Genomic DNA, 19,732 nt, shown 5'->3' with positions numbered 1-19,732 from the left:
CGGGGTGCGCGGGATCGCCCCGCCTTCGCTCACTTCGTCGTGGCGATCCCGCCGTCGACCGGGATCACCGCGCCGGTCACGTAGGCGCCGGCGCGCGAGGCCAGGTAGAGCGCCACGCCCGCCATGTCCTCGGGCTCGCCGATCCGGCCGAGCGGGCAGCTCTTCCGGATCGCGTCGCCGAAGCTGCGGAGCGTCTCGGCCATCATCTTGCTCTCGAAAGGCCCCGGCGCGATCGCGTTCACGGTGACCTTCGGCGCGAGCTTGCGCGCGAGCACGCGGGTCAGGTGGTGGACGGCCGCCTTGCTCGCCGAGTAGGCGTAGGTCTCGAGCAGCGGCACCTGGAGCCCGTCGATCGAGCCAACGTTGAGCACCCGCGCCGGGTCGCCGGGCGCGGCCGCGGCCTCGAGGCGCGGGAGCAGCAGGCGGGTCAGGTCGAAGACCGCCTTCACGTTGAGCGCCATCACCTTGTCCCAGCCCGCCTCGGGATAGTCGGCGAGGGGCGCGCCCCAGTTGGCGCCGGCGTTGTTGACGAGCACGTGCAGGCGCGGCTCGCGGCCGGCGATCTCGTCGGCGAGGGCGCGCGTGCCGGCGTGGGTCGAGAGGTCGGCGGTCACGCCGACCGCCTCACCCTGCGCGGAGAGCTCCTTCACCGCCACGTCCACCTCGGCCCGCTTGCGTGCAGCGACGTAGACGCGCGCGCCGCTCGCGGCGAGGCCGGTGGCGATCATGAGCCCGATGCCGCGCGACCCGCCGGTCACGAGGGCGACCTTGCCACGCACCGAGAAGAGCTGCTGGACGTCCACCTCTATCCCCCCTGCGCCGCGGGCGCGGCGGCGAGCGAACGTGGTTTGCTTGCGTTCCGCGCCGCGCTCTTCGGCACCGCGCCGGTTGCCTCCTCCCAGGCCCGCCGCACGACGAAGTCGCGGTCGAGCGAGACGATGCCCGGGATCACCATCGACTCGTAGCCGGCGTCCTCGGTGATGCGCACCGCGGCGCGCGTCTCGGCGAGCGTCCGGCCGGCGTTCGCGAGCGGCTCGACCTGCGTCCAGACCTCGCGGAGGAAGCGCTGGAACTGCTCGACGCCGGCGCGGTCGGTGACCGCACCGTGGCCCGGGATCACCTGGTCCCAGCCCTCGATCGCCAGCACCCGGTCGAGCGTCGCCGGCCACTCGCGTAGCGAGCCCCCGGCCTCGAGGTCGATGTTCGGGTAGAAGCGGTGGACCAGCAGGTCGCCAGCGTGGAGCACGCGGTCCTCGACGAAGAGCACCACCTGGTCGCCGTCGGTGTGGCCGCGTCCCGGGTGGAAGGAGCGGATCGTCTTGCCACCGAGCCGGATCTCGTGCGTGTCGGCGAAGGTCTCGTTGGGGAGCGTGCCCGCCGCGGCGCCGGAGAAGTACTCGCCGTCGAGCGCCTTCATCAGGTCGAGGGTGCGCTGCGTCGCCACGATGCGCAGGCCGGTCGGGAACGCGGGATTGCCGTGCGTGTGGTCCCAGTGGTAGTGCGTGTTGAGGATCACCTCGACCGGGCGCCCCGTGAGGTCCTCGACGCGCTCGCGGATGCGCTCGCCCTGCATGCGGAAGGTCATCGTGTCGACGACCGCGGCGCCGCGCTCGCTGCGCAGCACGCCGACGTTGCCGCCGAGCCCCGACAGCACCCACACGTCGGGTGTCAGCGCGTCGGTGTGCAGCAGGTTGAGCTGCTGGTAGATCCAGATCGCCAGCACCGCTCCGCCGAGCAGCAGCGCGAGCAGCAGCCAGCCGACGGCACGCCGCATCGGAAACCCCCCTCGACGCGGCATTCTAGGCGCGCTCGGCCGGCGTCGCAGCGCGACCCGCCGCCCGCGACCGGGTCAGTGCACGCCGGGGGTCGAGACCACCGTTGCGGGATCGATGCCGAGCAGGCGCCAGACGTGGCCCCACAGGTCGTCGGCGGGCACGTCGAACACGGCGGCCGGGCTGAGCGGCGCCACTACCCAGGCGCCCTGCGCCAGCTCGTCCTCGAGCTGGCCCGGGCCCCAGCCGGAGTAGCCGAGGAAGATCCGCAGGCGCTCGGGAGGAGCCTGCGCGACGGTCCGCAGCGCCTCGAGCGAGCCTGCGAAGTGGACGCCCTCGCCGACCGGCGTGACCCCCGTCACGCCCTCGAGGGCGTCGTCGCCGGTCACCACCCAGCCGGTGTTCGGCTGCACGGGCCCACCCCAGTGCACGCTGCGCTCGGCGTCGCCACGCCAGGCGACCTCGAGCGTCTCGCACAGGTCGGCCGCGCGCACGTCGGCCGGGCGGTTCAGGACGAGGCCGACGGTACCCTCGCCGTCGTGGTGTACCAGCAGCACGACCGCGCGGCGGAAGTTCGGGTCGGCGAGGTCCGGCATCGCGACGAGCAGCGAGGGCGCGAGCGAGGAGCGTCGTTCCGGCACGCGCCGAAGGTAGCCGAGCCCCGCGGAGCCGGCGCGGCCTCCCTATCCTGCGCCGGATGCGCCTCACCACGCTCGCGCGCTCGTTCGGCGGGCTCGCGGCCTTCGCGCTCGTGCTGGTGGTTTGGAGTGCGCTGCGGGCTGCGCTGCCGGAGGACGGCGTGACGGCGCTCGCGGCCGATGCGCTCGCGATCGCGGCCTTCGTGGCCCTGCTCGCGCTCGGCGGCGCGCTGCTCTCGCCGGAGCCGCCGGCCCGGCGCCTCGGACTGCTCCGCGGGCGCTCCGGCGCGCGGGCGGCGGCGCTCGGGGCGCTCGGCCTCGTAGCGCTCTCCCACGCGACCGAGGTGGCGCTCGCGCTCGCTGGCGCGCCGCCGTCCGCCACGCTCACGCGCTTCGCCGAGACGCTCGCGTCCGCCGGGGCGGGCGAGCTCGCCCTTGCGCTCGCCGTCTTCGCGCTCGCCTCCGCGGGCGCCGAGGAGCTCTTCTTCCGCGGCCTGCTCCAGCGCGGCCTCGAGCGCCGGCTCGGCGGCGCCGCCGCGATCGGGCTCGCGGCCCTCGCCTTCGGCGCCGCCCACGGCGACCCGGTCCACGGAGCTGCGGCGGTCCCGCTCGGGATCTACCTCGGCCTCCTGGCATGGCTCGACGGCTCGATCCGCCCTGCCCTCGCGGCCCACGCACTGAACAACGCGGTCGCCGTCCTGGAGGCGGGGCTGGACCTCCGGCTGCCCACGGGCGGATCTGCGCTGGCAACGATCGGTGTCGGGATCGCCCTCGCGGCGAGCGCCCTGTGGCAGTTCCGCCGGGCGGCACGGGCGGCCGGAAGCCCGGTCACCACACCCGGCGCTCCCGCCCCTTGAGCGCCACCCCCGTCCTGCCGATCGGGGAGCGGACCCGAGGGCCTGCGAACGCGGCGAGGAGCAGCCATGCCGGAACGCTTCCCCGTCGTCCTGGTCGACGACGGCGAGCTCGACGACGTGCGCGACCTGCTGGGCGAGCTGGGCATCGAGTTCGCCCACCTGCGCGGCGGGGCGGTGCCGAGGCGCCTCGAGGCGCCGCGCGACCTCTTCCTCGCCACGATGCGGCGCGCCGCGCTGGCGCGCGCCTGGCCGCATTCCAGCGACGCCCGGCTGCGCCCGGTGCGGATCGCCGTCGTCGACGAGGATTCGCCGAGCGCGCGCAGCGCGCTGCGCAAGCTCGGCTTCGCCTACCTCGTGCGGCGTCCCTTCCACCCGCTGGCGCTGCGCCTGCTCCTGCTGCGCGCGGTCTACCAGGGCGACGAGCGGCGCGGCGACGCCCGCGTGCCGGTCGGCGTCGACGTGAGCCTGCGCAGTGGCCTGCGCCGACGTGACGCGCTGCTCGCGGACCTCTCGCGGGGCGGCTGCCGGCTGGTGACCGATCGCGCGCTCCCGGCCGGCGCCAAGATCACCTTGCACTTGTCGCGCGAGCTGCTCGGCGAGGGCGACCTCGCCCTCGGCGGCCAGATCCTCCGCTGCCAGCGCGACGCCCGCGCGCTCGCCGACGGCGGCTTCCAGGTGGCCGTGCGCTTCCAGGCGCTGAAGCCACCCGAGCGGGCGCAGCTCGAGCGCTTCCTCGCGCGGCGCGACCTGTGTCTGGGGCCGGTCGTCGAGCCCCGGGTGGAGCCGCTCCGGCCGCTGTCGCACGAAGCCGCCGCGCCCGCCCCCGGGCCGACATCGGAATGTGACGCCTCGCGCGGGCGTGGGCCCGCGCGCACCGCCGGCCGGGTGCCGAAAGAGGGCGCGCCGGCCCTGGAGGCCGCGCCGGCCGCCCGGCCGGGGCCCGGAGCGGAGCGCCGGACGGTGCCCCCGCCGCCCACCACCCCGGCAGCCCGGCCCGGGACCGGCGCCGTCGCCTGGCGACCGCCGGAGCCCGCCGCGCCGCCGCGACCCTCCGCGCCGCCGGAGACGGAACCGCCCGCGGCCCGGCCGCCGCGGCTCGCAGCACAGCCGCCGACCGCGCCGGCCAGCAGCACGGCGCCCCGGCTCGGCAGCGCGCTGATCCGCCGCCCGAGCGGCCCTCGCGGACGCCCGCCCGAGCGCCGCCGCCACGATCGCCGCGCCTACGACCGCCGCGTGCTCGCCGAGGCCACCGCGGCAATGCACCGCATGCTCTTCGGGCGCGATCTCTCGGGCGGCGGCATGCGCGTCGACCGCCACCCGGACCTGCGCGTCGGCTCGCGCCTGCGGATCGCGCTCTACGACGCCGCGCGCGAGGCTCCGCTCGTCGTCGACGCGGTGGTCGCACGGGACGACGGCGCCCGGGGCTTCGGTCTCCAGTTCCTGGCCGTCGGCCCCGAGCTGGCGACCCGCCTCGAGCAGCTCGTCGCCACCCTGCCGCCCGTCGAACGGCTCTCCGACGGCGAGAGCGGCGCGCTCGGCAGCGTGGTCGGGGAGATCGTGTCCTAGCTCGCTGCGCTCCGCTCGGCTTCGCCTACGGGTGCTCGGCGCCCGCCGCCGCGAATGCCGACGCCGCACAGGCCCCGCCCGGACAGAACATCGCGCGCAGCACCTCGGCCGACACCTGTGCCGCGCTCGTCCACTTGCGATCGCGATGCACGAGCAGGGTGGCGACCGCGACGCGTGGCGCCGATGCCGGCGCCACACCGATGAACCACTCGTAGTGGCCCTTCGGGTCGGGGCCCGAGAGGCTGCCGGTCTTGCCGGCCACCCGGACCGGCTCGAGGAGCGGCCGGCCCTTGTGGTGGAACGCGCGGCGTGCGGTGCCCGAGATCGTCGTCTCGACGAGCATGCGGCGCAGCGAGCGGGTGACGCCCGGGTCGAGCACCCTGCGAGCGGCGAGCTCGGGGAGCGCGAGGTCGGTGCCGTCGGCGTCGCTCACGCGCGCGATCCAGCGCGGCGCCACCAGCTCGCCGTCGGCGAGGGCGGCGGCGAGCCGCGCGGCGGCGAGCGGCGGCAGGCGCGAGCCGGCCAGCCCCGAGCCGAGCTGGCCGAGATCGAGGCGGCTCACGACCGGATCCACCTCACCGGGCGCGTGGCCCGGGCCCGGTGACTCGAGCACGCCGAGCGCCGCGAGCTCGTCGAGCACGCGCAGCGCGCCGAGCTCGTGCACGGCGAGCTGCGCGAAGCACTGGTTGTTCGACATCGCGAGGGCGTGCTCGAAGCTCGTGACCCTTCCGCGCCTCGGCGGATCGAGCAACGCGGCGCTCAGGGTGTACGGGCTGCCGCGGAACACGCAGGGGCGGGCGATCGCCTGCGGAGCGCTCTCGAGGAGCGCCGCCGCCGTCACGACCTTCATCAGCGAGGCCATCGGGTAGGGGCGCGTGGGCGGAAACACCTCGGGCGCCGTCGAGACGTAGCTGAGCACGCGCCCGTCGAGCGGGTCCATCAGGATCACGTGCCCGAGCTCGACCCGGCCCTGGCGCAGGATCGCCGCGACCGCACGCGTCAGCTCCGGGTCGATCGTGTACTCGACCTCGAGCGGGCGCTCGACGAGAGGTGCGCCGAGCCGCTCGCTGCGCAGCGTCTCGGTCGGGGCATCGGGCGCCGGCAGGCCGTCGCGCGCCGAGGGCGGGAGCAGCCGCAGCACCTGCTCCGGCGCCGGCGGCGGGGGCAAGGGCTCGACGACGGCGGGCGCCGGCGCGGGCGCGCGCGCCGCCTTCTCGCGGTTCCAGACCCCGGGACCCGAGGAGACCGGCGGCGGCTCGAGGCCGCCGTCGCCTCCGCGCACCAGGCCCAGCACCTGGCGCGTCGTCCACCAGCCGCCCGAGAAGCCGAGCGCCAGCAGCAGGGCGAGCGTCACGCGGCCGCGCCGGGTCATCGCGCGGCGGTGGCGGAGGCGAGCGGGCGGCGCCAGCGGAGCGTGCGGCTCGGCGCGGCCCAGGCGGGGGCTCAGGCCGGGCCCGACCGGCACGCGGCGCGCAGGCCGCACGCGCTCGAACGAGCTGGATCGCAAGCGGATTCCCCCCTCTCCACGCCCTTCTCGTCGGCGCCCGGGGCGCCGACCTGAGTGCGCGCGCGCGGAGGGGGGAACCTCGCGCGGCGCCTGCTCGCTCCGGCCGTTCGCTGCGCCGGCCCTGCTGGCCGTCGCCCGCTAGAGGGCGACCACCTCCTGCACCTCCGGCACCGCCTCGCGCAGGCGGCTCTCGATGCCCTGCTTGAGCGTGGCGGTCGAGCTCGGGCAGCCGCTGCACGAGCCTTGCATGTAGAGCTCGACCCTGCCGTCGCGGAAGCCGGCGAAGACCACGTCGCCGCCGTCCTGCGCGATGTAGGGACGGATCTCCTCGTCGAGGATCCGCTGGATGCGCTCCTCGACGCCGCCCTCGCAGCGAACCCGCGTCGCATTCCACGCCGGGCCGAGGGCGGGCTCGCCGCTCGCTGCAAACGCCTTCAGCGCGTCCACCAGCGGCTGCGCGAGCGCCGGCCACTCGACGTCCGGGCGCTTGGTCACGGTCACGAACGAGCTCGCGAGGAAGACGCCGACGACGCCGTCGATCGCAAACAGCCGCGCTGCCAGCGGAGAGGCGTCGCGGGTCGGGGCCGCGTCGAAGGACGCGCTACCGCCGCCCGCGACCAGCGTACGGGAGACGACCCACTTCACGCTGTGCGGGTTGGGCGTGCGCTCCGCACGCAGCGAGAACTCGAGCTCGAGCGCGGGGTTCACGGGCGAGGCGGGCTCCATGGAGGGGGCGGGACGAGCCGGAGGGTAGGGCTGCGCTTGCGGGCCGCCAAGGCGGCTCAGCCGGGCAAGGCGCTGAACGCCGCAACGGCCGTGAGGACGACGAAGAGCAGCGTCAGGCCGGCCAGCGTACAGACCAGCGCGGCCCGCATCGTCTCGATCCGCAGCGCCTGGCGCATGGCAGCTACGAGCGCCGCGAAGAACAGCGCCCAGGCCAGCAGGCGCACGACCGCCTGGAAGTGCGGCACCGGGATCGCCGCGAGCCCGTTCAGCACGAGCGGAGCCATCGCGAAGCCGACCAGCCGCAGCGAAGTCGCGAAGCGGAACGGATGCCCGAGCATCCGGGCTGCCGCCCACGAGGAGGCGGCGACCATCGGCCACAAGGCGAGCATCGCGAGGCCGCTCTTCGCGATGTCCCGCAGCGTCGCCTGGTCCGCGGCATCGATCAGGCTGCTGGCGAGGGTGGCGCCCAGGACCACGATCCCCGCCTGGCCGAGCGCGCCGGCGTCGCGCGCGATGTCCTCCCAGGCGGCCGGCTCGAGCCGCACCGCCCCGAGCACGCGCTCGAGGAACCGGCGCGACGGCGGCGCCTCGCTTCCGAAGAGCGCTTCCGCAGGACCCATGGCGTCTCCTCCGGTGCAGCGAGCCGGGGGACACCCGGCGAACCCGGTCGATTGGACCATCCGGGCGGGGCTGTCAACCCCCGCTGCGAGAAGCACCCGACCGGGACGGCTAGAGGCCGAAGAGCTGCGCCTCGACATCGTCGAGGGTGCAGACGAGATGGCCGTGGGCGCGCGCGAGGCGGTACTCCCGGGGCCCGTTGTAGCCCCAGGCAGCCAGGCCGCAGCGCACCCCGAGGGGCGCCACCACGTCGAGATGGTTCACCTTGTCGTCGAGGAAGGTGATCTCGGCGGGGTCGAGACCGCGCAGGTGCGCGAGATGGAGGAGGTGCGCGTCCTTCGTGATGCCGGCTTCCTTGTCCACGATCAGCTCGGGCGCGAAGAGGTCCGCGATCCCGTAGTGGCCGAGCAGGATCCCGACCGAGCGGCGGTCCTTCGCGCTGGCGATCGCGTAGGCGCAGCTCCCGGCGCGCCGGCGCAGGATCGCGAGCAGCCGGGGATAGGGCGCGAGCATCGCGAGCCAGGCCTCCCGGTCGCTCACCGAGAGCGCCGTTCGCACCTCGTAGAAGCGCCGGTGGAAGGCCCGGAGCCAGCCCGGCTCCTGCGCCTCGCGCCAGGCGTCGTAGGCGGCCTGGTCGCGAAGCTCGTCGTCGACGCCGGCCTCGATCGCGGCGAGCGCGGCGGCGTAGTCCTCGGCGCGGTTGCCGAGCGGCATCAGCGCGAGGAAGGCGCGCCAGAGCGGCCCCTCCTCCCGCTCGCGCAGCGCCGTCGCGGGCCGCAGGTCGGCGTAGGTGCGGCGCGCGACGACGAAGGCCTCGCGGGCGGAGTCCGAGACGACGCCGTCGAAGTCGAGGGCGAGAAGCTTCACGCGCGGAAGTCTAGCTGGGGCGACGGGCTCGGCGGCGGGCCAGGGCCGCGAGGGTGAGCGCGGCAGCGCCCGCGCAGGACGCGCCCGGCTCGGGCACCACGGCGAAGGCGCCGAGGTCCGGCGCTCCCGCGTCCACCCGCGCCGCCGTCGACTGGTGCTTCTCGTACTGGCGCGCGACGGCGTGCTCCGGAAGCGCCTCGGGGTGCAGGGCGGCGCCGGCGTCGGCGGGGCCCGCGCCCGGCAGGAGGCGGAAGTCCTGCGCGGCGAAGTCGCGGAAGCCGGGATCGCTGCCCGTCCGGTTGCCGCCGGCGTCGACGACGTCGGCGCCGCCGGAGTGGCTCTCGACCCAGCCGGGCTTCGTCCAGGTGTGGGAGAGGAGCAGCGTCCCGCTCCCGTCGAGCAGCGCGAGCCGCGAGCCCGCGGCCGTCACGTAGAGCAGGTTGTCACGCACGTCCGCGGTCTCGTCGTCGGTCGAGAGCCGCAGGAGCGTGGTGTTGCCGCTGCGCTGCGACACCACCGTGTTGTGGAAGAAGTGCAGCACGCCCTTGCGGTAGGACGCCTCGTCGCCGCTGTCGCCGCCGTAGTGGGCGATCTGGCTGTTGCCGGCGCCGTCGGGCTCGATCAGCACGTTGCCGTACACGAAGGTCCGCGCGTAGGAGGGATGAGCGGGGATCGCCGGGGTGTCCTCGCCGTCCACCAGGTCGAGCTGGCGGTTGCCGCCCTCGATCCAGTTGTAGCGGACCACGAGGCCCGCCGAGCGGTCCTTCAGGTTGTTGCCGCCCGCTCCCGCGCGCAGCGGGCCGAAGCGGTTGCCCTCGTAGACGATCCCGATCGCCGCGGTGTAGGTGTTGTGCTCGTAGGTGCTGCCGTCGTTGCCGTTGCCGAAGATGTGGCTGCCCTCGATCCGGATGTCGCGCGTGTCCCCGTCGTAGGCGCCGACGAAGAGGCCGTTGCCGGAGTCGGTGAGCACGCAGTCGCGGATCACGAGGTGCGCGGCGCGCTCGACGTAGATCGCCGCCGCGTTGGCCGCGTAGCTCTGGGCGCTGCCCGCGTCGTTCGTGAACCCGTAGGCGGGGTGCGCCGAGCGGAACTCGATCCCCTCGACCACGAGGTACTCGGGCAGCGTCTCGGGAGGGACGTTCGAGGTGCCGATCTTGAGCAGGCCGCGCTGCTCGTTCGTGAAGTCCAGGGGTGCCGGGGTCGTGGCGCCGTCGCCCGAGACCACCGGCCGCTCGCCGTTCGGGCCCGCGACCCCGCGCACGACGATCGGCGCCTCCGCGGTGCCGCTGCGGCCGATCACCCACTTCTCCCGGTACGGCTCGGCGCGCCAGTGGATGCGCACGAGGTCGCCGGGCTCGAGGAGGTCCCAGCGCACGTCGCCGATCGCGGCGAGCGGCTGGCCGGGGCCGACGTCGAAGGTGTCGCCCGAGGCCGCGGTGGCGAGGACCAGGGCCGTGAAGAGGGGCAGGGTTCGGGCAGCGGTCGTGTTCGGCATCCCGTACGGATCGGCCGCCGCGGGCGCCGCCGTGAGGCCAGCAGGCCGAGCGCAGCGAACACGCGGGCGCCCGGCACGGGAAGCTACCGTTCCCACGATGACCTGGAAGCCCGAGCTGGAGGAGCTCGCGCGGCGCGCCGAGCGGGCCCGCGAGATGGGTGGCGCCGAGCGGGTCGCGCGCGCCCGGGCGGCGGGCCGGCTCACGGTGCGCGAGCGCATCGCGCGGCTCCTCGACCCCGGGAGCTTCCACGAGACCGGGGTCCTCGCCGGCCGCGCCGAGTACGGCGAGGACGGGAAGCTCCGCTCGTTCACGCCCTCCAACTTCGTGTGCGGGCGCGGTCGCATCGAGGGGCGCCCGGTCGTGGTCGGCGGCGACGACTTCACGGTGCGCGGCGGCGCCGCCGACGGGGCGATCGGCAACAAGATGGGCTGGGCGGAGAAGGCGGCGCGCGACCTGCGCCTGCCGCTCGTGCGGCTCGTCGACGGGACGGGCGGCGGGGGCTCGGTCAAGACCAACGCGACCTTGCGCCGCTCCTATGTGCCCTACATCCCCGACTTCGACGTGTCGGTCGAGCTGCTCGCGACCGTTCCCGTCGCGGCGGCGGCGCTCGGGCCGGTGGCAGGACTCGGCGCGGCACGCGTGGCGGCGTCGCACTTCTCGGTCATGGTGCGGGGCACGAGCCAGGTGTTCGTGGCGGGTCCGCCGGTGGTGCGGCGAGCGCTCGGGCGCGAGGTGACGAAGGAGGAGCTCGGCGGCGCCGCGCTGCAGCGCGGCAGCGGCGCGGTCGACAACGAGGCCCTGAGCGAGGACGAGGCGCTCGCCCAGATCCGCCGCTTCCTCTCCTACCTGCCCTCCTCCGTCTACGAGCTGCCGCCCCGCACGGAGGCCAGCGACGATCCCGATCGGCGCGAGGAGGCCCTGCTCTCGATCGTGCCGCGCGAGCGGCGCCGCCCGCACGACGTGCGCCGGCTCGTCGAGCTGGTCGCCGACCGCGGCTCGCTCTTCGAGATGGGCCGCCACTTCGGGCGCCCGCTCGTGACGGCGCTCGCGCGGCTCGACGGGATCCCGGTCGGGGTCCTCGCCAACGACCCGCGCCAGAAGGGCGCCGCGATGGACGCCGACGCCGCGGCAAAGCTCACCCGCTTCGTGGACCTGTGCGACACCTTCCACCTGCCGGTCGTGAACTTCGTCGACAACCCGGGCTTCGAGATCGGGGTCGAGAGCGAGCGGCGCGGGACGATCCGCCACGGCGTGCGCGCGCTCTTCGCGGTCTACCAGGCGAGCGTGCCCTGGTGCTCGGTGCTGGTGCGACGCTGCTTCGGCGTGGCCGGCGCCGGGCACGGCGCCCACCACCGGCTGAACCTCCGCTACGCCTGGCCGAGCGCCGAGTGGGGCTCGCTGCCGATCGAGGGCGGGGTCGAGGCCGCGTACCGTCGCCAGCTCGAGGCCGCCCCGGACCCGGAGGCGCTGCGGGCCGAGCTCGAGGCCCGGCTCGCGTCGCTGCGCTCGCCGCTGCTCACGGCCGAGGCCTTCGGGATCGAGGAGATCATCGACCCGCGCGACACCCGGCCGCTCCTGGTCGAGTGGGCCCGCCAGGCCTGGCAGCTCCTGCCCGGCCGGCTCGGTTCCAGGGCCCGAACGACCCGCCCCTGAGGGAACCCGAAGATTTCCGCTCGTGGCGGAACCGGCCCGGTGTAGACTGCGCGGTCGAACCCGCGGTCGGGATCCCGCCCTGGCGCCCGACCGCCCCCGTGAGAGGTGTCGCCCATGGCTTCCCGTCCGTCCCGAGGCAGGTTCGCGCGCAGGCTCCTGTGGCTCCCCTGCGCCGCCCTCGGCGCGCTGGCATCGCTCGGCGCCGACTGCGGCAGCACCACCCACGAGCTGCCGGGCCACCTCGACTTCACGAGCCCGCAGGCCAACCCGATCACGTTGTCGGCCGACGGCAACACGCTCTACGTGGCCAACACCACGAGCAACACGGTGAGCGTGATCCCGACCGCGAGCCCGAACCTCCTCGCGACGGTGGAGGTGGGCGTCGAGCCGGTCGGCGTCGCGCTCAAACCCGACGGCAACCAGCTCTGGGTGACGAACCACGTGTCGGACTCGGTGAGCGTGGTGGACGTGAACCCGGCGAGCCCGTCCTATCTCACGGTGATCCAGACCATCCAGGACATCGACAGCAACGGCGTGTCGCAGTTCGACGAGCCGGTGGGCATCGCCTTCGCGAGCAACAGCAAGGCCTACGTCGCGCTCTCCTCGCGCAACGACATCGCGGTCGTCGACGCAACCACCTACAAGGTCACGAAGCGGATCCGGATCACCGCCCAGGAGCCGCGGGCGATCGCGGTGCGGGGCGGCAAGCTCTACGTCGCGGCCTTCGAGTCGTCGAACCAGACCGAGCTGTCGGTCTGCCCGGAGGTACCCCCCGGCCCCTCCGGCTCGCAGTGCACGCTCGACGCCAACGACATCGTGACCTTCGTCGTCACGAGCCCGAACATCCCGGGCGAGCCGGTCGAGATCGTGGCCGACCCCGACGTCCCGGATCGCGATCTCTTCGTCTTCGACACCAGCAACGAGTCCGAGTTCGACGTCGTGACGGGCGTCGGGACGCTGCTCTACGGCCTGGCCGTGGACGGCAACGGCAACGCGTTCGTGAGCGGGACCGAGGCGCGCAACGACGTGAACGGCCAGACCGGCACCAACCTGATCGACCTCGACAACCGGATGTTCTTCAACCAGGTGACGCGCGTCTCCTGCGGCGGCGGCAGCTGCGGTACGCCCGCGGTCTTCGACCTCGAGGCCGCCGCGCCGCCGCCCGCCTTCCCGGCCGACGGCACCCAGCTCGCGACGCCCTACGGGATCGCGATCAGCAACGACAACTCGACGGTGGTCGGAGTCGCGATGGGCAGCAGCCGGCTGTTCACGATGAACGCGAGCACCGGCGCCGTGATCGGCCGCTTCGACCTGAGCCACGGCGTGCCGGCGGCCTTCGGCCAGCAGATCCCGAAGGGCATCGCGCTCCGCTCGAGCCCCGGCGGGGCGCCCCAGACCGCCTACGTGCTCAACACGCTCGAGAACACCGTCTCGGTCGTGAACGTCTCCAACCCGGCCGTGCCGGTTGCGATGTCGAAGATCCCCGTCGGGGCGGATCCCACGCCCGCCGCGGTCCGTCGCGGGCGGATCGCCTTCGCCAACGCCTTCGCCTCCTCGAGCGGCACCTTCTCCTGCGAGAGCTGCCACCCCGACTCGCACACCGACCAGCTCCTGTGGCGGATCGGCGGCGCCTGCTTCTTCGGCGCCTGCACCGGCGACGCCGAGGTGCGTTCGACGATGCCGATCCGGGGGCTGCGCAACACCCTGCCGCTGCACTGGGACGGCACGCTCGGCGATCCCTTCGGCGGCTCGAACGGCGCCGTGGGGGGCGGCGGCAACGGCGGCAGCGACTGCGTGCTCGGCGACAGCGACGGCGACCACGACTGCTTCGTGGATCTCGCCAACGAGAGCCTCGCAGGCGTGATGTGCGACCAGACCGGCGGCTGCGACGTCGGACCGTCGGGGAGCCCCGGGGAGCTGAGCGTCCAGGAGCGCGACGACATGGCGCACTTCCTCGCCGCGGCGGTGTACCCGCCGCCGCGCTCGCGCCGGATCGACGACACGATGAGCGGTCAGGCCGTGGACGGCTTCGGGGACTTCTTCGTCGACGCCGCGGCCGGCTTCCCCGGCGACGCCGGTGACGTGCTCGGCGTCGTGACCTGCGCCGACATGGACTCGGGCTGCCACGCCCTGCCGCTCGGGGCCGACACCAACTCGTCCACCCTGGCCGGCTTCGACGCACCGACGATGCGCGGCATGACCGACCGCTTCGTCAACTTCTCGGTCGGCATCACGACCTCGGAGGAGTCGCTGGTCTTCGGATCCGAACCCCAGACCCTCAGCCTGCAGGGCGTCACCCTGAACTATCCCGGCCCGGCAAGCTCGCGCTTCACCTGGGATCCGGCCCGGGGCTACGAGGAGGAGACCAGCTTCCAGGCCGCCTTCGTGATCTTCCAGCCCGTCTACGGAAGCGGCGCCGAGCCGATGTTCCAGATGTTCGAGGAGGCGAGCGTCGGGTACTCGGGAGCGCTCGGGAAGCAGGTGCAGCTCAACCAGCAGACCACGGCCGCCGGGCCCACGCTCGCCGCGACGCTCGACGTGCTCGATGCGCTCGAGGCCGCCGACGAGCGCGGCTCGGCGAACCTACGCGGCGTCGGCCGCCGCAACGGCGCTGCGGTCACGCTCAGCTATCGCGCCGCCACCAACGACTACCGCAACGGCGACGACAGCCTGATCCGCACCCAGGGGCAGCTCGTCTCCGAGGCCCAGGCAGGCACGCTGAACCTGATGCTGACGGCGGCGCTCTCGGCCCACTTCGGCAGCGACGCCTATCGCCAGCCGCTGCTCTCGCTGACCACCACCGCCAACGGGACGAGCGGGACGAACCCGGCGATCCCGTTCCTGCCGGGTGCCGACCCGATGCAGCTCGTCGGCATCGACGTGCGGAGCGACGCCACGATCTTCATCGACGGCGCGCCGGTGGCGGGCACGATCAGCTGCGTGGGCGGGAGCTTCACGCCCTACTGCAGCAGCCAGCAGATCACGATCGACCTCGCCAACGCGAGCCTGTCGAACGGCCTGCACCTGCTCCAGGTGCAGAACCCGATGTCGCTGCTCAGCGTCGAGCTGCCGGTCTGCTCGGGGGCGATCTCGAACTGCCGCTGAGCCGGGAGGACCGCGCCGCTTCAGATCCCCGTTTCGAGGACGGCGGCGCCGCGGATGCGATCGTGCTTCAGGTCTGCCAGCGCCTGGTTCGCGGCCGCGAGCGGGTAGCTGTGCACGTGGGTGCGGATCGGGACCTCGGCGGCGAGGCGCAGCAGGGCGCGGCCGTCGGCGCGCGTGTTGGCGGTGACGGAGGTGAGCGTGCGCTCCTGGAAGAGGTGCCGCTGGTAGTCGAGCACGGGGACGTCGGAGAGATGGATCCCGGCGACCGCCAGGGTGCCACCGCGATCGAGCCGCTCGAGCGCCGCCGGCACGAGCCCGCCGGCCGGCGCGAACAGGATCGCGGCGTCGAGCGGCGCCGGGGGCGCGGCGAAGGAGTCGCCGACCCAGCTCGCCCCGAGCTGGCGGGCGAGCGCCGCCCGCGGGTCGTCGGGGCCGCCGCGGCTGAAGACGTACACCTCGCAGCCGGCATGGCGCGCCACCTGGATCGTGATGTGCGCCGACGCGCCGAAGCCGAAGAGCCCGAGGCGCGCGCCCGGTCCCGCCCGGGAGCGCCGGAATGCGCGGTAGCCGATGATGCCCGCGCACAGGAGCGGAGCTGCCTGCGCAGCCGGTAGCGTCTCGGGCAGCTCGTAGACGAAGGCCGCGGGGGCGACCACGAGCTCGGCGTAGCCCCCGTCCACGTCCCAGCCCGTGAAGCGAGGCTCGAGGCACAGGTTCTCGTCGCCGCGCGCGCAGAAGCGGCAGGCGCCGCACGCACGGTGGAGCCAGGCGACCCCGACGCGCGCCCCGACCCCGGGCGCCATGACGCCCGGCCCCAGACGCTCGACCCTCCCGACGGCCTGGTGGCCCGGGGTCACGCTCGCGCGCCGCGCCGGGAGATCGCCCTCGACGACGTGCAGGTCGGTGCGGCAGACGCCGCACACCTCGACCCGCACGAGCAGCTCGTCCGGGCCGGGCTCGGGCGGCTCGAGGTCGGCGAGCACGAGCGGCCCGGTCTCGATCGGAGCCGCGCGCCCGAGCCGCATCGCGCGCACGGCGGCGCTACACCGGGCGCAGCGGGCGGCGCACGGCGCTCGCCGGCTCGCGGAGGCCCAGGATCGCGCGCAGCCGCTCGAGCAGCGCGCCCACGTCGGGGTGCAGCTCCTCGCGGCGCATCGCGCGCGCGACCTGGGCCGGCCGCACGGGCCGGCCGAGGAGCTGCTGGAGGGCACCGTGGTGCGCGAAGAGTCCCTTCGCGTCGAGCTCCGCGAAGGCCTGCTCGTCGTCGGGCGCCGGCAGCGCGCGCTCGAACCAGCGCGCGACGCGCGGCTCCTCGGGCGTCACGCGGGCCACGCGGCAGATCGCCTCGGGCACCAGCAGGTAGCTCTCGATGTGGCGCCGGCTCCAGGTGAAGAACTCGAGGCCCGGCTCGCGGGCGCGCTCGGGCGGCGGGCGCTGCTCGATGTCGCGGTCGAGGACGCAGAGGGCGCGCGCCTGGCGGCGGCGGGCGCGCACCCCGCGGAAGTGCTCGGCGGCGCGCAGCGGCTGGCAGCCGCCCAGGATCACGGTGACCGCGGGCAGCGCCCGCGCGAGCGGCGGCGCGACCCCGAAGGCCCATGCCTCGAGCAGACCACGATCCCGGGGGCCTTCCACGTAGAGGACGAAGGACGATTCCGCGGGCGACGACGCAGCCACCGTTCGAGCCTCTGCCGCCGGAGGTCGCAGCGCTACGGAGGGGCAGGAGACGAGGCCAGCGTAGCACCTGGGGGCACGAGGACCGCCAAGGTCTCGACGTGCGGCGTCTGCGGAAAGAGATCGAAGCCGTGCAGCGAGGCGAGCCGCCAGCCGCGCTCGGCGAGGACGGCCACGTCGCGGGCGAGGGTTGCGGGGTCGCAGGAAAGGTGCACGAGCCGGCGGGCCGAAAGCCGGGCGAGGGCCTCGGCGGCGGCAGGTCCGACCCCGCCCCGCGGCGGATCGAGGACCACGACCTCGGGTGCGAGGGCGAGCGCCTCACCGGCCGCGAGCCACGGCTCGACCCGGGCCTCGACGACGCGCACGCGCCGCGGGCCGCCGCCGGCCGCGGCCGCGGCGTTGCGCGCGAGGTCGCGCGCCGCCGCCGGATCCGACTCCAGCGCGACGACGCGCTCGAAGCGGCGGGCGAGCCCGAGGGTGAAGAAGCCGGCCCCCGCGTAGAGCTCGAGCGCCGAAGCCCCCGCGCCCGCGGCGCCGAGCACCGCTCCCGCGAGCGCGTCGAGGAGGAGCGCGTTGGCCTGCGCGAAGACGCCCGGCGAGAGCTCGAGGCGCTCGCTTCCGGCGCGCAGCGCGAGGCGCTCGCCGGCCAGGGCTCCGGGGCGAGCGGCGAGCGGCGCCGCGCGCACGGCGCCGCCCTCGCCGAGCGCGAGCTCCCAGTCCCCGGCCGGCTTCGGCGGCGCCGCGGCCAGCGCGGCGAGCGCCGCGCCGAGCGGCGGCGCGAGCAGCGGACAGCCCGTGACGGCGCACAGCGCGTGCGAGCGCCGGCGCCGGAACCCGACCGCGCCGCGCTCGACGCGGACCCGCGCCCGCCCGCGGTATCCGTAGGGCGCCGGCGAGGGGGTGAAGCCGAGCGGCGGCAGCTCCGCGAGGCCGGCGATGCGCTCGAACGCGGCGCGCACGATCGCGTGCTTCGCCTCGACCTGCGCCGCGTAGGCGAGGTGCTGCCACGCGCAGCCGCCGCAGACCCCGAACACGGGGCAGCGCGGCTCGACGCGCCCGGGCCCGGGCGCGAGCAGCGCCTCGATCTCGCCGCGCGCGAAGCGGGGCCTTTCCTCGACGAGACGCACCCGCACGCGATCGCCGGGCGCGGCGAGCGGCACGAACACGACGCGCCCGTCCGGCGCGCGACCGACCCCGTCGCCGCCGGCCGCCAGCGACTCGATCACGAGCTCGACGGCGGGCGGCCCGGTCACACGCGCACGGTGAGGCGCCGGTACAGGTCCACGAGCCGCTCCGGGAGCTGGCGGACGTCGGAGAGCACCGCGTAGCCCCGGGGCCCGAACATGCGCGGCAGGTAGCTCGAGCCGTCCCGGTCGATGGTGAGGCAGAAGACGTCGATGCCGAGCGCGCGCGCCTCGACGACGGCCTGGCGCGTGTCCTCGACCCCATAGCGGCCCTCGTACTCGTCCTCGTCGTTCGGCTTGCCATCGGAGAGCAGCAGCAGGAGCCGGCGGCGCACGCCCTCGCCCGCCAGCGCGGCGCTGAGGTGGCGCAGCGGGGCGCCGAGCCTCGTGAAGCGGTCCGGCGCGAGGCCGGCGATGCGCAGCGCCGCGACGCCCGGCTCCTCGCCGAAGCCCTTGATCCGCAGCACGCGGACGCCGCGGGCCCCCGCGCCCGAGAAGGCGTGGATCGCGTGGCGGTCGCCGAGCACGCGAAGCGCCTCGCCGAGCACGAGCGTGGCCGCCTGCGCGACCTCGAGCACGCTGCGCCCACCGGCGAGGCGGCTTTCGGTGGAGCCGCTCGCGTCGACCAGGAAGGAGACCGCGACGTCGCGCCGGTTCGGATGCTGTGCCGTGTAGAGGCGATCGGATCCGGCCAGGCCGGCGCGGCGGTCGGCGTGATCGGCGACGACGGCGTCGAGGTCGAGATCGTCGCCGTCGAGCCGGCGGCGCTGGCGCTCGCGGCGCGGGCGCAGCGCGTCGAACAGGCGCCGGACCCGCACGAAGAGGGCCGCGTGCTCGCGCCGGGCCGCCTCGATCCAGGCCGGGTCGCCGTCGGGCGCTGCCGCTTCGCGCACGACGCAGTACGCGGGCCGGTAGGCGCGGGCCCGCCAGTCCCATTCGGGGTAGACGATGCCATCGGGCGGCCGCTCGGCCGCACCGGCCCCGGTGGCGGGCGTTGCTTCGTCGTCGGCCAGGATCTCGGCGACCGGGCCGGGCTCGCGCACCCGCGCCAGCTCGGGCAGGCGCGCGAGCTCCCCGGCGAGGGTCTCGAGCTCGGCCGCCTCGCGGTCCCGGTCGCGCGGGCGGCGCAGGCCGGCCGGATCCTGGACGGCCAGGTGACCGTCTTCGGAGGCGAGCAGGATCGGGGAGGCGCCGTCCTCGCGGTCCTCCTCGAGGCGGGGCTCGATGCGCCGTTCGAGGCGCTGGCTGGGGGGCCGGCCGAGACGATCTCCGTCGACCCCCGAGAGCGTTGCCGTGTCGCGCCTCGCCGGATCCGCAGCGAGCTCGGGACGCGCGCTGCCCCAGTGCGCCACCGGCGCCAGGCCGCGGTAGCGCGCGGCCCCGGGCTCGCGCGCCGCCCGCTCCTTTGCCCAGCCGGCGAGGGAGGCCGGGGCGACCGCTCCACCGAGCACGGAGACGTCACCCTGCAGGAGGCTCCGGGCGAAGGCCTCGACCCGGCACTCGGCCGGCCGGAGCTCGTTCCATGCGGGCCGCGCGGCGAGGGCCGAGCGGCGGAGCCGCGAGAGCTCGGGGGCGAGCCCGGGCAGCTCCGCGGCGAGCCAGCGCTCGCAGGCCGCTCCGTCGGCGATCCAGAAGAGATCGCGCGCGAGCGGCTCGCGCGGGCACCAGGACGGCGAGCCGCGGACGATCCGGCCGGCGAGTCCGAGGGCCGTCGCGCGCAGCAGCGCGCGCGCGTGCGCCTCACCGTGCTCGAGCGTGACCACGCGCGGCAGGTGGATGCGCACGCCGTCGGTGAAGGCGGGCGCAGCGGGCCGCCGGCGCCAGGGCGCCAATCCTCCGAGACGGCGCGCCAGCACTCCGGGCGGGGGCGGCGCGTCGGTCGCGACGAGCGGCGGCTCGATTCCGAAGCAGGCACCGACCAGCACCTGGAGCGACCGGCGCATCGCCGCGAGCGCGAGGCCGCGGGACGCCTCGGCCCCGCGCCCGCGCGCCCAGCGCGCTCGCATCGCGGCCGTTGCGCGCTCGGCGGCCTCGAGCAGGACGGCTTCGGCTTCGGCCACCGCGCCCTCCCC

General features: G+C 75.3%; 16 protein-coding genes. 4 read left to right on the top strand and 12 right to left on the bottom strand.

Annotated elements, in window-relative coordinates; translation table 11 throughout:
- Positions 1-29: 29 nt before the first annotated feature.
- The 3 genes from OZ948_08590 to OZ948_08580 all read right to left on the bottom strand — a co-directional run bounded on the left by OZ948_08590 (position 30) and on the right by OZ948_08580 (position 2,413).
- Positions 30-803, bottom strand: a complete 774-nt coding sequence (locus tag OZ948_08590; protein MEB2344784.1) for an SDR family oxidoreductase — start codon at positions 801-803, stop codon at positions 30-32.
- 2 nt (positions 804-805) lie between these two features.
- The gene (locus OZ948_08585) at positions 806-1,774 is read right to left on the bottom strand and encodes an MBL fold metallo-hydrolase (GenBank protein MEB2344783.1); all 969 of its coding nucleotides are present in this window, start codon (positions 1,772-1,774) and stop codon (positions 806-808) included.
- A gap of 75 nt (positions 1,775-1,849) precedes the next feature.
- Entirely contained in the window at positions 1,850-2,413 is a 564-nt protein-coding gene (locus tag OZ948_08580; GenBank protein MEB2344782.1) for a YqgE/AlgH family protein, read from the bottom strand.
- Positions 2,414-2,469: 56 nt separating this feature from the next.
- Here OZ948_08580 and OZ948_08575 point away from each other — a divergent pair, with 56 nt between their 5' ends.
- Both OZ948_08575 and OZ948_08570 read left to right on the top strand, forming a co-directional pair.
- Entirely contained in the window at positions 2,470-3,267 is a 798-nt protein-coding gene (locus tag OZ948_08575) for a CPBP family glutamic-type intramembrane protease (protein MEB2344781.1), read from the top strand.
- A gap of 66 nt (positions 3,268-3,333) precedes the next feature.
- Complete coding sequence (locus tag OZ948_08570) at positions 3,334-4,833, top strand: PilZ domain-containing protein (GenBank protein MEB2344780.1); 1,500 nt, start codon at positions 3,334-3,336, stop codon at positions 4,831-4,833.
- Between the two features lie 25 nt (positions 4,834-4,858).
- On the opposite strand, the gene OZ948_08565 is transcribed toward OZ948_08570, so the two are convergent.
- From OZ948_08565 to OZ948_08545, 5 genes are all read right to left on the bottom strand, one after another.
- A complete protein-coding gene (locus OZ948_08565) occupies positions 4,859-6,340 on the bottom strand; it encodes a penicillin-binding transpeptidase domain-containing protein (protein MEB2344779.1) in 1,482 nt (493 codons plus the stop codon).
- A 138-nt stretch (positions 6,341-6,478) separates the two neighbouring features.
- Positions 6,479-7,048 carry a NifU family protein gene (locus tag OZ948_08560; GenBank protein ID MEB2344778.1) on the bottom strand — a complete coding sequence of 190 codons (570 nt, stop codon included), beginning with the start codon at positions 7,046-7,048 and terminating at the stop codon, positions 6,479-6,481.
- Positions 7,049-7,122: 74 nt separating this feature from the next.
- On the bottom strand, positions 7,123-7,686 hold the full coding sequence (locus OZ948_08555) for a YIP1 family protein (GenBank protein ID MEB2344777.1): 564 nt from the start codon (positions 7,684-7,686) through the stop codon (positions 7,123-7,125).
- Positions 7,687-7,795: 109 nt separating this feature from the next.
- On the bottom strand, positions 7,796-8,551 hold the full coding sequence (locus OZ948_08550; protein MEB2344776.1) for a hypothetical protein: 756 nt from the start codon (positions 8,549-8,551) through the stop codon (positions 7,796-7,798).
- Positions 8,552-8,561: 10 nt separating this feature from the next.
- On the bottom strand, positions 8,562-10,046 hold the full coding sequence (locus OZ948_08545; protein ID MEB2344775.1) for a right-handed parallel beta-helix repeat-containing protein: 1,485 nt from the start codon (positions 10,044-10,046) through the stop codon (positions 8,562-8,564).
- Between the two features lie 97 nt (positions 10,047-10,143).
- Between OZ948_08545 and OZ948_08540 the strand changes: the two genes are divergently transcribed.
- The gene (locus tag OZ948_08540) at positions 10,144-11,700 is read left to right on the top strand and encodes a methylmalonyl-CoA carboxyltransferase (GenBank protein ID MEB2344774.1); all 1,557 of its coding nucleotides are present in this window, start codon (positions 10,144-10,146) and stop codon (positions 11,698-11,700) included.
- A 114-nt stretch (positions 11,701-11,814) separates the two neighbouring features.
- Positions 11,815-14,805, top strand: coding sequence for a YncE family protein (locus tag OZ948_08535; protein MEB2344773.1), 2,991 nt, complete (start codon positions 11,815-11,817; stop codon positions 14,803-14,805).
- Positions 14,806-14,825: 20 nt separating this feature from the next.
- Here OZ948_08535 and OZ948_08530 read toward each other — a convergent pair whose 3' ends face one another.
- From OZ948_08530 to OZ948_08515, 4 genes are read right to left on the bottom strand one after another with little or no spacing between them, the layout of a single operon-like run.
- A complete protein-coding gene (locus tag OZ948_08530; protein MEB2344772.1) occupies positions 14,826-15,830 on the bottom strand; it encodes a zinc-dependent alcohol dehydrogenase family protein in 1,005 nt (334 codons plus the stop codon).
- A 16-nt stretch (positions 15,831-15,846) separates the two neighbouring features.
- On the bottom strand, positions 15,847-16,479 hold the full coding sequence (locus OZ948_08525; protein MEB2344771.1) for a hypothetical protein: 633 nt from the start codon (positions 16,477-16,479) through the stop codon (positions 15,847-15,849).
- A gap of 32 nt (positions 16,480-16,511) precedes the next feature.
- Positions 16,512-17,729 (bottom strand): TRAM domain-containing protein, encoded by a 1,218-nt coding sequence (locus tag OZ948_08520; GenBank protein MEB2344770.1) that lies wholly within the window; start codon positions 17,727-17,729, stop codon positions 16,512-16,514.
- A complete protein-coding gene (locus tag OZ948_08515; GenBank protein ID MEB2344769.1) occupies positions 17,726-19,720 on the bottom strand; it encodes a hypothetical protein in 1,995 nt (664 codons plus the stop codon). Before OZ948_08515 ends, OZ948_08520 begins: the two co-directional genes overlap by 4 nt.
- Between the last annotated feature and the right edge of the window lie 12 nt (positions 19,721-19,732).

It is taken from the genome of Deltaproteobacteria bacterium, assembly GCA_035063765.1.
Lineage (GTDB): Bacteria > Myxococcota_A > UBA9160 > UBA9160 > PR03 > CAADGG01.
This window is presented reverse-complemented; position numbering and strand designations above follow the sequence as displayed.